Raw genomic sequence first — 14386 nt, 5'->3', positions numbered from 1 at the left:
GCGAGCAGGTGAACACGGAATGAGAAACGGAAAACAGGGCATAAACGCAAGAGAGAGGTCGAACTGTGGTGTCGGCGTACTGATGGATATGTCGGGTGAGAAGAGCCACGAGATAGTACAGGACAGCTTAGAGGCGTTGGAGAACCTCGATCACAGAGGGGCGCGCGGCGCTGAGGAGAACACGGGCGACGGAGCCGGTATACTGATACAGAAGCCGCATTCGTTCTTCGTCGACGAGGTCGACGCACTCTCGGAGGCGGGCTTAGGCTTCGACGGCTACGGTGTAGGACAGGTGTTCATGCCGAAGGATGACGGAGCGCGCGAGAAGATTGTTGACGCCGTGGAGGAAGCCGCGGGGGGCGAAGGCTTCGACGTCGTCGGCTGGCGCGACGTTCCGACGGACAACACAGAACTCGGTGAGTCGGCGTTAGCGACGGAGCCTGACGTATGGCAGTTCTTCGTGACGGGCGACGAAACGGGTGAGGAACTCGACTCGGCGCTGTACGTCCTACGGCGCGTCATAGAGGAGGAGGCTGGCGGTATACACGACCGTTTCTACGTCTGTTCTCTCGACAGAAGGAAGGTCGTCTACAAGGGTCTTCTGACGAACGCACAGGTACGTGAGTACTACCCGGATCTCAACGACGAACGCGTCGAGTCGTCGCTCGCGCTCGTCCATTCGCGTTTCTCGACCAACACTCTCGGCTCGTGGGAACTCGCACATCCGTTCAGGAACATCATACACAACGGCGAGATAAACACGCTTCGGGGCAACCTCAACTGGATGTCGGCGCGCGAGTCCGACCTCGAAACCGACGGCTTCGATGTCGAGAAGATCAAGCCCGTGACGAGCGAGGGTCAGAGCGACACGGCGGTCGTCGACAACGTTCTCGAACTCCTCGTCGAGAGCGGACGTGAACTTCCGCGCGCCCTCCGTATGCTCATACCCGAGGCGTGGAACAAGGACGGGACGATGGACGACGACCGGCGCGACTGGTACGACTACCATTCGACGCTTCTCGAACCGTGGGACGGACCCGCTCTCGTCGCCTTCACCGACGGGTACAGCGTCGGTGCCGTGCTCGACCGCAACGGTCTGCGTCCGTGCAGGTACTGCGTGACAGAGGACGACCGTCTCATAATGTCGAGCGAGACGGGTGTTCTGGAGACACCGCCCGACGAGGTGCGCGAGAAAGGACGTCTCCAGCCCGGACAGATGTTCTACGCCGACCCCGACGAGGGACGTATAGTGCCCGACGAGGAGGTCTTCGACGGGCTTACAGACGACAAGTACGGCGAATGGCTCGACGAGAACCGTGTACGTCTCGACGAGGTCGTGGCGCACGAACCCGAGGCTCCGGGCGACGTACGTGACGAACTCGACGACTACCACCGTGCGTTCGGGTACACGGAACAGAAGCTTGAGAAGATGTTCAAGCCGATGTCGGTCGAGGGTCACGACCCCGTGGGTTCGATGGGCGACGACACGCCTCTTTCGGCGCTCTCCGACAGGAACAAGACGCTGTTCTCGTACTTCAAACAGCTGTTTGCGCAGGTCTCGAACCCGCCAATCGACCATCTGAGGGAGGATCTGGTTACGTCGCTCGAAAGCCATCTCGGAAGACAACGTAACCTGCTCGACGAGACGCCGGAGCACTGCCGGCAGGTAAAGCTCGAATCGCCGGTGCTCTCGAACGACGAGCTTGACGCGATCGCGGGTATGGACGGCGACATACGCGCCAAGACGGTCGATATCACGTACGAAAAGGGTGAGAGAAGCCTGCGCGAAGCCGTCGAGGACGTGCGCCAAGAGGCGACGGAGGCGGTCGGGGACGGATACGAGGTAATCGTCCTCTCCGACCGCGGTACGGACGACGAACGCGTACCTATACCGTCGCTCCTCGCCGTCGGCGGCGTCCACCACCATCTGATACGTGAGGGAACGCGGACGGACACGGGTCTGGTGCTCGAATCGGGACAGCCGTTCCTCGTACACCAGTTCTGTACGCTCATCGGATACGGCGCGGATGCGGTCAATCCGTACCTCGCGTACGAGACGATCGAGAAGATGGGACGCGAGGGCGAGCTACGTCTCACCGAGTCGTGGCGCGAGGACGAGCCTACCGCGACGCCCGACGAGGCTGTCGTCCGTTACGTCGAGGCTGTCGAGGAAGGCGTACAGAAGGTGATGTCGAAGATGGGTATATCGACGCTCGAATCGTACAAGGGCGCGCAGATATTCGAGGCGGTCGGTCTCAAGAGCGACTTCGTAGAGGAGTATTTCTACGGCACGACCGCGCGTACCGAAGGCGTCGGTATCGAAGGTATCGAGGACGACCTTCTCGAACGCCACGACTTCGGCTTCGAGAACGAGGACGACGAACTCGACCCCGGCGGAGAGATAGAGTGGACACAGGGCGGCGAGTTCCACGCGTGGCGCTCCGGGACGGTAAGGAAGCTACAGGCGGCTGTCCGCGACGGCGACTACGAGACGTACAAGGAGTTCTCGCGCCAGATGAACCACCGTTCGGAGAACCTCCAGACGCTCCGCGGTCTGCTTGAACTCGACTCCGACCGTGGGTCGGTGCCCGTCGAAGAGGTCGAACCCGTCGACGACATCGTGCAGAGGTTCTTCACGGGTTCGATGTCGTTCGGCTCTCTTTCGAAGGAGGCGCACGAGACGCTCGCAAAGGCGATGAACCGTATAGGCGCTAAGTCGGGTTCGGGCGAGGGAGGCGAACCCGTCGAAAGGTTCGGTACCGACCGTAGGAGCAAGATAAAACAGGTTGCGAGCGGACGTTTCGGCGTCACCGTCTCGTACCTCAACGACGCCGAACATATAGAGATAAAGATGGCTCAGGGTTCGAAGCCCGGCGAGGGCGGACATCTCCCCGGTCACAAGGTCAACGAGACGATCGCGGAGACGCGCCACACGACGCCCGGCGTGGCGCTCATATCGCCGCCGCCACAGCACGACATATACTCGATCGAAGACCTTGCACAGCTAATACACGACCTCAAATGCGGCAACCCCGACGCCGACGTGCACGTAAAGCTCGTGGCGGAGGACGGTGTGGGAGTCATCGCCGCGGGTGTTTCGAAGGCGCGCGCCGACTCCGTCCTCATAAGCGGACACGCGGGCGGGACGGGCGCTTCGCCGCGTACGTCGATAAAGTCGGCGGGTCTTCCGTGGGAGCTCGGTATCGCCGAGGCTCATCAGGTTCTGATGGAGAACGACCTGCGTTCACGTATACGTGTACGTGTCGACGGGGGTATGAAGACGGGGCGCGATGTCGTCGTCGCGGCGCTTCTGGGAGCCGAGGAGTACGGCTTCGGCACGTCGGCGCTCGTCGCCGAGGGCTGTGTCATGGTACGTAAGTGCCATACAAACAAGTGCCCGACCGGCATCGCCACGCAGGACGAGGAGCGCCGCGAGCTTTTCCGCGGCGAGGTCGAACACGTCGTCAACTACATGCGTTTCATGGCGCGCGAGGTGCGCGAGTACATGGCGGAACTCGGCTTCCGGACGGTCGACGAGATGGTGGGTGCCGTCGACGCGCTCGGTCAGGCAGAGCTGGACGAGGAAGAGCACCCCAAGGCGTCGGGTCTCGACCTTTCGCGTCTGATGCGCAAGCCGGACTCCGACGACGATCCCGTCAAGACGCGTGAGCAGAACCACAGGCTCGACGACAAGATAGACCACGAACTCATAGGAGCGGCGCGGCGTGCTATCACAGACGGCGAACCCGTCGAGATCAGACGTGAGATACACAACCGCGACCGCACGACGGGCGCGATGCTGAGTAGCGAGATAGCCAAGGCGCACGGCGAGAACGGTCTTCCGGACGACACCGTACGTGTCGAACTCGAAGGCTCCGCGGGACAGTCGTTCGGCGCTTTCGTCGTCGACGGTATGACGATGCATCTCACGGGCGACGCCAACGACTACGTCGGCAAGGGGCTTTCGGGCGGTAAGCTCGTCGTCGAGACGCCCGACGAAGCCGCGTTTGAGGAGGGAGACAACATCATCATAGGCAACGTCGCGCTTTACGGCGCGACCGACGGCGAGGCGTACTTCAACGGCGTCGCGGGCGAACGTTTCGGCGTGCGCAACTCAGGCGTAAAGACGGTCGTCGAGGGCGTCGGCGACCACGGATGCGAGTACATGACGGGCGGCGTCGCGGTCGTACTCGGAGATACGGGGCGCAACTTCGGCGCGGGTATGTCGGGAGGTGAGGCGTACGTCCTCGACGAAGCGGGCGACTTCACAGACGTACGTCTCAACGACGACATGGTACACGTCGAACCCACCGACGAACGCGACGAACGCCTCGTGCGGCGTATGGTCGAGAACCATCTGGAGTACACCGACAGCGAGAAGGCGAAGGAGGTGCTCGAAAACTGGGATGAGTACTTCGACAGATTCGTAAAGGTAATGCCCGACCCGTACTCGCGCGTCGTCGAGGAACGTATGCAGGAGGGCGAGGACATACGCGTCACACCGCCGCCCGAACCGCCCGCGGAGACAGCTACGGACGGCGGCGACGTTGAGACGGCGGACGACTAAACGCGGCGCTACCCGTGCCCTGAGACATCGACGGCTTCGTACGGCTCCTCGATATACTCAATGTCGCTCTCCGACAGCGAAGCCTCGACCGCCTCAACCGCCTCTTCGAGGTGTTCGACGCTCGTCACCCCCACGATAGGCGCGTCTACGGCGTCGTTCGAAAGCACCCATGCTAAACCGACCTGCGCCATGCTCAGCCCTTCGTCCTCGGCGATCTTCTCGACGCGTTCGTTTATCTCGCGCCCGCCGCCGTCGCGGTACGGATGCTCGTAGATGTACTCCTCGTTCTCTCCGCGTTCGGTCGCGTCTATCTCGTCGTGTGGGCGTGTCAGAAAACCGCGCGCTAGAGGCGACCACGGAACGACCCCGACGCCCTCGCGTTCGCACAGTGGCATCATCTCGCGCTCCTCCTCGCGGTAGACGGCGTTGTAGTGGTTCTGCATCGTTGCGAAACGTTCGAGACCGAGTTCGTCGGACGTATGTAACGCCTCCGCGAACTGGTGCGCCCACATCGACGAAGCGCCGACGTAACGCGTCTTTCCTCGGCGTACGGCGTCGTCGAGGGCGCGTAACGTCTCCTCGACGGGCGTACCGTAGTCCCAACGGTGTATCTGGTACAGGTCGACCGTATCGGTGCCGAGACGTTCGAGCGAAGCGTCGAGTTCCTGTTCGATCGTCTTACGCGAAAGACCCGACGACATCCTGCGACCGTCGACCTCGAAGTAACACTTGGTTGCGACGAAGACGTCCTCCCACCGACCTTCGAGCGCCTCGCCGAGAACGCGTTCGCTCTCTCCGTCGGAGTACATATTTGCGGTGTCGAAGAAGTTGACGCCGAGGTCGAGTGCGCGTTCGATGATGGGTAACGCCTCGTCGTCTTCGAGAACCCACGGTCGCCAGTCGCTCGAACCGAAGCTCATACATCCGAGGCATATACGCGATACGTCTACGCCCGTCGAACCGAGTGTCGTGTACTCCATGTACCCCCTGTGTCCGCGGTCGATGTCAAACTAACGGCGAAGGAGCGAGGGCAAGATACGTATGTAAGCGTGACGTACCGCCCTCATGCGCCGTAGAAGACCCTCGACCGAGGCGGTTTCTTCGGATGTCGGTATGATTCTAATGGTCGTTATAGCCGTCATCCTTACAGCCTCGGTCGGGGCTATCGTCTTCGACCTCGGGGACAGGCTCGACGGTCCGGGTTCGACAGCCGGCGTCACGACCGACGCGGACGTATCCGAGGGCTTCTTTTCTGGGGACAACTACAAGATATCGCTCACACACGTAGCCGGCGACACCATCGACTCAGAGGAAGCCGAACTGATCGTAAGAGCCTCCGCCGGAACCGTCCGCGTGAGCTTCGCCGACTTCGAGGGCGAGGCGCGCCGGTTCCGCAAATCCAGCTCCAAGGTGACGGAGGTCACAGGTCCCGGAACGCCACCGGGCGACGACGTTATATACACCTTCTCCGGGAACAGGATGCCCGCAGAGCTGGGTCCGGGTGACCGTATAGAGGTGGTGGTTCGGAGGGATGCGATCGGAGAGAACGAGGATGTAGAGATCGTCCTCGTGGATACGGCTGATGAGAAGGTCATCTCCAGACACGTCGTAGGAAGCGACGAGTTTCCGGAGCCTTGAGGCGCGGGAACGTAACCCCGCGGAAGGTTTATTCAAGCGTGCATCTAATTACGGATATGGTGAACCGGACAGCCGGGGCGGTAGTTCTCTCCGTCCTCATCTTTCCGTTTCTCTTCTCCGTGACAGGGGAGGGGGTTCTTTCGATCGCCGTCGCACTATCAGTTTCTGTCACAGCCCTGCTCATGACCGAAGGTCGTGGTAACGACGTATGGGAAGCGGTGCCAAAGGAAGAGTACATAGGTCGGTACGCCGAACTCGGCGGTATAACGCGGAAGGAGCAGGATGAGGCTGTCGAGGAGGTACGCGATGGTGCCGAGAGGCAGGGCGACAGGTAGCCTTTTGCCCACGTCGCCCATCCTGACGGTATGGTGGTCGAAGCTAGTCGCGCCGCCGACTGTGGAACCGCCTCACCGTCGCAGTGCCCATCAGGCGACACCGGAGCCGTCTCTCAACTCGCTACCGCCTGATTAGCTTCGACAAATATATAAATTAGCCTAAGCTAAAACATACCGATGAGCCACCAAGATCGGGGCAAGGGATGACCGCAAGCTGGTTCGAGATATTCGTCATCGCTTTCACGGCGCAGTTAGCCGTACTGCCGGGCGAGAAGGTTCAGCTAATAATCGCGGGTCTGTCGACCAAGTACAACCCTCTCATCGTCGTCTCCGCGGCGGGGACGGCTTTCGCGGGATGGACTGCGGTCGAGATAGTCGTCGGCGAGGCGCTCACACGTCTACTGCCGGGTACGGTGCTCAACGGCTTCACCGCCGCGATGCTCGCCCTTTTCGCCGTACTCCTTTACAGGTCGATGCCCGACAAGGACGACGAGGGTAACATAGAGACGGTCGAGGGTGGACCCCAGGTATCCGTGCCGTTCGTGAACCGCGACGTACCCGACGTTCTGGGAGGTTTCCTGCCCATCTTCGCCATGATGGCTGTCGGCGAGTTCGGCGACAAGACACAGCTTATCACTATCACGCTCGCCGCTAACTACGGCGCGACCTCGGCGATATGGTTCGGCGAGATGGCGGCGATCATACCTGTCAGCCTCGTCAACGCTCTGTTCTTCTACAGGTTCTCGCACACGTTCGACCTGCGTAAGGCGCATATCTTCGGTGCTGTCGTCTTCGCCTTCTTCGCGCTTGACACGGTTCTCTCCATGGCAACCGGTTTCTCCGTCTGGGAAACCGTCGTCGGCTTCGTGAGCGGAGCGGTCGGCGGCGCGTTCTGACAGTCCTAAACCGGTAAAATCTTATTCCGCCTTCGACACTCTACCGTAGGTATGAGGATAAACGTAGAGGACGCAGACGACGAGGAGATGGCGCGCGCCGTCGTCGCCGCCGTCTCGCAACATCTCGGAAAGCCCGTCGAAATGGTCGGAGGCGACGGCTCTACCGTCGCGTCCGCAGGCGAGAAGGACGACTGGGACGACGAGGGCGTCGTCGTCACCGAACGTGAGGAACAGCTACGCGAGGAGATAGAGGAGATTATGAAGGGGCGGAAGGAGGACAAGCAGGAGAAGCTTGACGAACTCGACAAGCTGTTCGTACGTGAGCGTCTCGATCTTCTTTTCGACGAGATCGAGTTCGAGGACGGTACGTTCGCGGGGTTCTCCGACGACGACGAACTGCCTGCTGACGGCGTCATTACCGGTGTCGGGCGTATCGACGGACGCAAGGTCTGTTTCACCGCCAACGACTACACGGTCAAGGCGGGTACGCTCGGTAGCGACGGTGCGGAGAAGATAATCCGTATACAGGAGAAGGCTATGCGTCTCGGCGTGCCTCTCGTCCGTCTAATCGACTCGGCGGGCGCGCGTCTGAATCAGGAGGAGCGCGACCCCGGCGACACCCACGCCGACCGTTACACGGGCGGCAAGATGTTCTACAACCAGTGCAGAATGTCCGGAAAGGTTCCTCAGATAGGCGTCCTGTACGGTCCCGACATCGCGGGAAGCGCATACACGCCCGTCTTCTGCGACTACCTCATAATGGTCGAGGATATGGGTTCGATGGCGATAGCGAGCGCGCGTATCGTCGAGGCGATGATAGGCGAGAGCGTCGACATGCAGGAACTCGGCGGCGCGGACGTGCATTCGAAGCATTCGGGAAGCGCCGACATCGTCGTCGACGACGAGGAAGGCGCTGTCGAGAAGACGAGGCAGGTTCTCAACTACCTTCCCCAGAACTTCCGCGAGAAGCCCCCGCGCGCCGAACCCAAACAGCCCGAACTCAACCCCAAGGGTCTCGACGCTGTAATCCCGGAGGAGTCACAGAAGGACTACGACGTTAACGAGGTCATCAAACGTCTCATCGACCGCGGTTCGTGGCAGGAGATGAAGCCGGAGTACGGTAGCGAGATCACCACAGGTATCGGACGTATAGCGGGACGACCCGTCGGCGTCGTGGCTAACCAGCCCAACGTCAACGGCGGCGCTATCTTCCCCAATGCCGCGGACAAGGCTTCGGGGTTCGTCTGGACGTGCGACGCGTACAACATACCCCTCCTCTACCTCTGTGACACGCCCGGATTCATGGTCGGTACGAAGGTTGAGAAGGAGGGCGTTCTACGCCGCGGAAGGAAGTTTATCTACGCGACATCGAACGCACAGGTTCCCAAGATCTCCGTTCTCACACGGAAGGCGTACGGCGCGGGCATCTACGCGATGGCTGGACCCTCGTTCGGTCCCGACGAGGTTCTCGCACTACCGTCGACCGAGATCGCCGTCATGGGTCCCGAAGCGGCGGTTCACGCACTGTTCGGTGACAAGCTCAAGGAGATGGAGGGCGAGGCGCTCGAATCCACCAAGGAGATGTTCAAGCAGGAGTACGAGAAGTACATCGATATCAAGAAGCAGGCGAGCCAGATGGAGGTCGACGAACTCGTGCCGTCGGGCGACCTACGCGAACAGCTTGAGGCGCGTTTCCGTGTCTTCGAGGACAAGGAGCGCAACGAGATAGACCGCCACCACGGTACGGTTCTGTTCTGAGGGAGACTTCGCTACTATAGAGGCGACGGCGCGACGAGCTGACCGCCGTCGACCTGATAGTACGAGCCCGTGACGTACGCCGCGGCGTCGGAGGCGAGGAAGAGAACCGGGGGTACGCAGTCCTCCGGCTCCCCAAGACGGTCGCCTGCGAGGTAGTCGGTGACCTGCTCGCGGTAGTCGTCGGGCAGAATCTCGTCTATAGCGTCGGTGAGTATCACGCCGGGCGCGACTGTGTTACACCGTACGCCGTCGTCCGCCCATTCGGCGGCGAGTGACTGCATAAGGTTGTGTACGCCCGCCTTCCCAGCGCCGGAGTGGGCGTGGTACGGCGCACCCTCGACGGAGTTCGACGCACCCATGGAGACGATGCTCCCGCCGTCGTTCTCCATCATATGTTCGCCGACGCTGAACGAGCAGTACGCCGTGCCGTCGAGTACTGTACCGACGACGGCGCGCCAGCCGTTCTCCGACAGGCTCTCGGCGGGCGAGAGGAAGTTCGCGCCCGCGTTGTTTACGAGAACGTCGATACCTCCGAATTCGTCGACGACCGTCTCGGTCATCTCATCGACACGCTCGCGGTCACGTATGTCGACAGTCGTCGCGCACGATTCGACGCCCCGGCTCTCTATCTCGTCAGCGACGGGTTCGAGATGATCCATGTTTCTACTTGCGATTGCTACGTCCGCGCCGTGATCCGCGAACGCGAGCGCTATGTGCTCGCCTATACCTGTACCTCCGCCCGTTACGAGGACGCGTTCGCCTTCGAAAAGGTCGTCCGCGAATACCTCCGTCGTCGGTGGTGTCTCTCCGAGTGTCATACTTCGTGGTTGTCGGAGCGCGACAAATAGCTGTCGGCTGTCGCGGCGTCAGTCGAAGCTCTCGTCGAACTGTCGGCGCGTCTGGACGTACCCACCGTCGAGTTCGACGATTTCGGTCGTGCTTACAAACTCCTTGAGGTACCGTGCCGCGTCGTCGCGGTCTTTGCCTGTCGTTTCGGCGACTGAGTAGACGAGTTCGCGGTGAGCCTTGGAGTCGTCGCGGTGCTCACAGATTACGTCCAGTATCTCGCGTACGTCCATCTCCTCGTCGACGTACTCGGCGTAACGCCCCGGTTCGTCGTCTTCCACTGTCACACGCTACCTGTTAGGCTCGAACCCCATTATATCCGCCGCCTCGTCGGGCGTCGCGGGTTCGCGGCAGACGTCGCGCGCCATACGCGCCGCCTTCTCGACGAGTTCGGCGTTGCCCGCCTTGTCGCGGTCGTTGTTGATATAGTAGTTGTCCTCGACGCCGACGCGGACGTTACCGCCCATCGAGAGCGCCGCAGAGACAAGAGGCCACTGGTTGGGGTATCCGATACCGATCAACTGCCAGTTGGCGTCGTCGGGTAGCTGACGTACCTGATTCATCAGGTTGTTGACCGTCGGAGGGATACCTCCAACAATACCCATGATGATGGAGAAATGTAGCGGGTGCTCCAGAATACCCTGCTTGAGGAGGGGACGTATGCTACCGATATGTCCCGTGTCGAAGCATTCGAGTTCGGGCTTTACATCCGCCTCGTTCATCGCTTCGAGCATCTCCTCTATCTCGCTGAACGGGTTCTCGAACTGCATGTTGAAGGCGTAGTCCTCGTTGCTCTCGCTCCATTTGGCGTAGTTCATCGAACCCATGTTGAGCGCCGCGATGTCGGGCTGTACCTCCTTGACGTACTCTATACGCGATTCGAGAGGTTCGTGTATAGCGCCCGTCGAGAAGTTTATGATTATGTCGGTGTGGTCGCGCACCTCGTCGTACACCTCCTGATACGTATCGGCGTCGAACGTCGGGCTTCCGTTCTCCGTACGAGCGTGTATATGCGCGACGCTCGCGCCCGCCTCGCGCGCCTCCTGCGCCTGTTCGGCGATCTCCTGCGGCGTGTACGGCACCGACGGGCACCGGCTACGCATCGTCATCGCGCCCGTCATAGCGACGGATATGACGGCTTTGTCGGGGTCGTTTCCACGTACGGTACGCTGTGTCTTGACACCCATGTGGGTGCCTATCTCTGAGTCGTCTACCATTGTTATCTGATCTTCCAGTCGGGATCCTGATCCATCATGTTCGATTCCATGCCCTCGTGGGTGTCGTCGCTCATAGCGAGGAGCGAGAACATCTCCTTGAGGTAGTCCAACTGCTTGTCGAACTCCATGTCGAGATGGCTGTAGTACGCCTCCTTGCCCATCGAGATCATCGTCGGGCTTGAGTTGACGAGTTCATCGACGAGTTCGTCGAGTTCATCGTCGAAGTCGTCGGCGTCGTTGACCTGCGACACCATACCTATCTCCTCCGCCTCCTCGGCGTCGAGGCTCTCGCCCGTGAACATCATCAGCATACCCTTCTTCTCGTGGACGGTTCGCATGATCGGTGCCATCACCTGCATGGGGAAAAGACCGCTCTCCTTCTCAGGCGTTCCGAACGACGCGTCGTCCGCCGCGACTACGATGTCGGAGGCTGTTGCGAGACCCATGCCGCCGCCGCGGCAGTAGCCTTCGACCGCCGCAACGGTGAGCGCGTCGATCCCACGCATCTTGGACATGACGTTCGAGATACTCGGCAGGTAGTCGCGGTACTCCTGCGGCGACGCGTTTATGAGACGCGACATCTCGCTCAGGTCGCCTCCGGCGCAGAACTTGCCGTCGGCACCCCGCAGGACGTAGACGCGTGCGTCCGACTCATCCGCCGCATCGAGCGACGCGTGTAGCCCGTCCGTAACGTTCTCGTTTATCGTGTTCGCCTTGTCGGGGCGGTCTATCGTCGCGCGTACGACAGCGCCGTCCTCGCTCACCTCCACGGTGAAGTCTTCGTTGGATAGCTCGTCCTCGTCGAGTGGCATCACCGAACAGTTGCGAGAACCGTGTATAAATCGTTCTATGTATAACGTTCGTTAGCTTCTGTCCTAAGCCTCAGACGCCTGAGAGACTGACGAGTTCGTCTACGTCGGGTATCTCGGCGCTCGCGTCCGTAATCTGCTCCATACGTTCGCGGTGCTTCTCTGCGGCGAACTCCATCAGGCGTTCACGACCGATACCGGGCGCGTCCTCCTCCGTCGTGTCGACGAGTATACCGTTCGTGTATGTCATAAGGTCGTTCACGGTATCGTTCAGAACCGAGACATCGACGCCGTCCTCTATGATATGCTGTTTGATCTTCTGCATCCCGAAGCCGACGTGTCGACCCTCGTCGCTCCGTATGTTCGAGAAGCCTTCGACGAGTCCGGGTAGATGGGGGTAGTCTTCTATATCCTCGCTGAAGTTCTGGTGTATCGCGTAGTACGCCGTCTGTGCGAGTATACCCTCTATGGTGAGATGGTAGTTCGCGTGCGCCTTCACTCGGTTCTCCGGCGTGTCGTTGTCGAGGAGCCTTCCCATAGCCTCCTCGTTGCTCTCGAAGAGTTTGTCGTAGTTGTCAGGGAAGAAACGGTCGTCGGTGGGCGAGGTAACCTCGTATCCGCGTGTTTCCTCGACGGGGTTGACAACCTCGCGCCAGTAACGGTCGAAAAAGTCGGCGTGTTTCGCCTCCTCGTACATCTGGGTCGTAACGAACATCTGATCCTCGATACCCTCAACCGCGGTCGCAAGCGGTGAGAGATCCTCGGTCACCTCCTCCTCGCCAGCGCCGAACAGCGCGAGCGTCTGTCGGAAGTACTCGAACCCGTCCTCGCCTTCCTCGAAGTCGAAGGCGGCGAGCGTCTCGCGATCCTCCTCAAGCTCTATCTCGTGCGGATCCCAGTGGCGAGCGACGGCGTTCCTGTAGTATCTGTAACTGCTGTCCGACCTTTCGAGCCTGTTCTCTGTCTTAGGCATACGGTGACATGGGACGCACCAAACAAAAATCTGTTGTGACCAAGAAACTAACAGCTATACGAAACGGACGCCCGCGTCCTTGATACCGTTCTTTGCGCCGACGTTGATGAGAAGAGGCGTGAGGGCTTCGACCTGCGGCGCGACACCGAATCCGCCTACATCGAGAGGACGCGCGCCGACGGATTCGACGAGTTCGACGGCTGGTTCCTTCGCCTCGTCGTCGCCAAAGACGGCGATATCGGCGTCTATACCGGCGTCGAGGTTACGTAGCTTACCCGCGGCGAGACTGTGAAAGGCACCCGCAAGAGGTACGTCGTCGTCGAGCGCACCCCGAACCTCCTCCGCGAAGCTTCCCTCGTCGGGCGGCGTGTAGACGAAGTCACCGTCTTCGCGCGACATGCCGACGACGGGCGTGAGGACTGTACCGTCGAAGCCACCGAGCGTTTCGCGCGCCGTCTCCGCGGCGTACGCGGGCGGAACCGCGAGGACAGCGACATCCGCACCGTCGACGGCGTCGGCGTTCTCCGCACCCGATAGCCCCGTATCTGTCTTTTCGGCGTAGCTCTCGCACGCTTCGCGCGCCTCGCTGGCGCTCCTGCTTCCCACAGCCACGTCATGACCCGCGTCCGCGAGACGTAGAGCGAGTCCGCCGCCGAAGCTTCCTGTACCGCCTAAGACTGCGACCTTCATGATCAAAATGATGGGAGTAGACGCGTTATAGCTTGTGATACCGGCGAGCAAAGGAAACCCTTATGCCGGACTCCGTACACCTATCAGATACGCTCCGTTGTTCCGCGGAACGTAAGTGACGCGGAGCAGGGAGCGAACGCATGTGAAGCTCCGTTGTTCTGCGCGGAAGCGCAGGGCGCGGAGCGCGAGGCACGAGCGCTCCGTTGGTGTAGTCCGGCCAATCATTTCGGCCTTTCGAGCCGATGACCGGGGTTCAAATCCCCGACGGAGCAAAATTCTTGATTTTGCGCAGGAGCGGGATTTGAACAGTGAACGGAACGAAGCGGAGTGACCGTGTCAAATCCCCGACGGAGATCCTTCTGGCTATCCTGTGACTCCATAACCGGCGGTGTTCGGATAAGACGGCAACGGTAAGGCGACAGAGCAACGGTGGTGGTTCGGTAGACGACGTAGGTTTCTATCCCCTACACGAAGTAGTCGAACGTCGCGGGGTAGGTACGGTGAACCGACGGACTCCGTAACGTATACCTTACGCACGGGAGTACCGGAACGCATGGAACGCGGTGTGGGGTCGATCTACCGGAGCGAAAACGCCCGGACAGCTGTCGGGGTGGCTATCGGTCTGGTTCTTCTCGCTTTCTTCTCCGACTCGGTGAC

Annotated in this window: 12 protein-coding genes and 1 tRNA gene; 6 read left to right on the top strand and 7 right to left on the bottom strand. The window is 60.6% G+C overall.

Features of this window, described 5'->3' with window-relative positions:
- The first annotated feature begins 19 nt into the window (after positions 1-19).
- Complete coding sequence (gene gltB / locus EGH25_RS07890; protein WP_266087395.1) at positions 20-4567, top strand: glutamate synthase large subunit; 4548 nt, start codon at positions 20-22, stop codon at positions 4565-4567.
- A gap of 8 nt (positions 4568-4575) precedes the next feature.
- On the opposite strand, the gene EGH25_RS07885 is transcribed toward gltB, so the two are convergent.
- Positions 4576-5547 (bottom strand): aldo/keto reductase, encoded by a 972-nt coding sequence (locus tag EGH25_RS07885; RefSeq protein ID WP_266087393.1) that lies wholly within the window; start codon positions 5545-5547, stop codon positions 4576-4578.
- Positions 5548-5632: 85 nt separating this feature from the next.
- Here EGH25_RS07885 and EGH25_RS07880 point away from each other — a divergent pair, with 85 nt between their 5' ends.
- The 4 genes from EGH25_RS07880 to EGH25_RS07865 all read left to right on the top strand — a co-directional run bounded on the left by EGH25_RS07880 (position 5633) and on the right by EGH25_RS07865 (position 9194).
- On the top strand, positions 5633-6205 hold the full coding sequence (locus EGH25_RS07880; protein WP_266087391.1) for a type IV pilin N-terminal domain-containing protein: 573 nt from the start codon (positions 5633-5635) through the stop codon (positions 6203-6205).
- A gap of 56 nt (positions 6206-6261) precedes the next feature.
- Positions 6262-6540 carry a hypothetical protein gene (locus tag EGH25_RS07875; RefSeq protein WP_266087389.1) on the top strand — a complete coding sequence of 93 codons (279 nt, stop codon included), beginning with the start codon at positions 6262-6264 and terminating at the stop codon, positions 6538-6540.
- Positions 6541-6743: 203 nt separating this feature from the next.
- Positions 6744-7436: a TMEM165/GDT1 family protein gene (locus EGH25_RS07870; RefSeq protein WP_266087388.1), complete on the top strand. Its 693-nt coding sequence runs from the start codon at positions 6744-6746 to the stop codon at positions 7434-7436.
- Between the two features lie 51 nt (positions 7437-7487).
- The gene (locus EGH25_RS07865; protein ID WP_266087386.1) at positions 7488-9194 is read left to right on the top strand and encodes an acyl-CoA carboxylase subunit beta; all 1707 of its coding nucleotides are present in this window, start codon (positions 7488-7490) and stop codon (positions 9192-9194) included.
- A 14-nt stretch (positions 9195-9208) separates the two neighbouring features.
- On the opposite strand, the gene EGH25_RS07860 is transcribed toward EGH25_RS07865, so the two are convergent.
- The 6 genes from EGH25_RS07860 to npdG all read right to left on the bottom strand — a co-directional run bounded on the left by EGH25_RS07860 (position 9209) and on the right by npdG (position 13729).
- The gene (locus EGH25_RS07860; protein ID WP_266087384.1) at positions 9209-10012 is read right to left on the bottom strand and encodes an SDR family oxidoreductase; all 804 of its coding nucleotides are present in this window, start codon (positions 10010-10012) and stop codon (positions 9209-9211) included.
- A 48-nt stretch (positions 10013-10060) separates the two neighbouring features.
- Entirely contained in the window at positions 10061-10327 is a 267-nt protein-coding gene (locus tag EGH25_RS07855) for a hypothetical protein (RefSeq protein ID WP_266087382.1), read from the bottom strand.
- 3 nt (positions 10328-10330) lie between these two features.
- Positions 10331-11257 carry a beta-keto acid cleavage family enzyme gene (locus EGH25_RS07850; protein WP_266087380.1) on the bottom strand — a complete coding sequence of 309 codons (927 nt, stop codon included), beginning with the start codon at positions 11255-11257 and terminating at the stop codon, positions 10331-10333.
- A gap of 2 nt (positions 11258-11259) precedes the next feature.
- A complete protein-coding gene (locus EGH25_RS07845) occupies positions 11260-12069 on the bottom strand; it encodes an enoyl-CoA hydratase/isomerase family protein (RefSeq protein ID WP_266087378.1) in 810 nt (269 codons plus the stop codon).
- Between the two features lie 70 nt (positions 12070-12139).
- Positions 12140-13039: a ribonucleotide-diphosphate reductase subunit beta gene (locus tag EGH25_RS07840; RefSeq protein ID WP_266087376.1), complete on the bottom strand. Its 900-nt coding sequence runs from the start codon at positions 13037-13039 to the stop codon at positions 12140-12142.
- Positions 13040-13093: 54 nt separating this feature from the next.
- Positions 13094-13729, bottom strand: a complete 636-nt coding sequence (gene npdG, locus EGH25_RS07835) for an NADPH-dependent F420 reductase (RefSeq protein WP_266087375.1) — start codon at positions 13727-13729, stop codon at positions 13094-13096.
- A gap of 197 nt (positions 13730-13926) precedes the next feature.
- Here npdG and EGH25_RS07830 point away from each other — a divergent pair.
- Positions 13927-14001, top strand: a tRNA-Glu gene (locus EGH25_RS07830).
- The last annotated feature ends 385 nt before the right edge of the window (positions 14002-14386 follow it).

It is taken from the genome of Halorutilus salinus, assembly GCF_026242195.1.
Taxonomy (GTDB): Archaea; Halobacteriota; Halobacteria; order Halobacteriales; family Halorutilaceae; genus Halorutilus; species Halorutilus salinus.
This window is presented reverse-complemented; position numbering and strand designations above follow the sequence as displayed.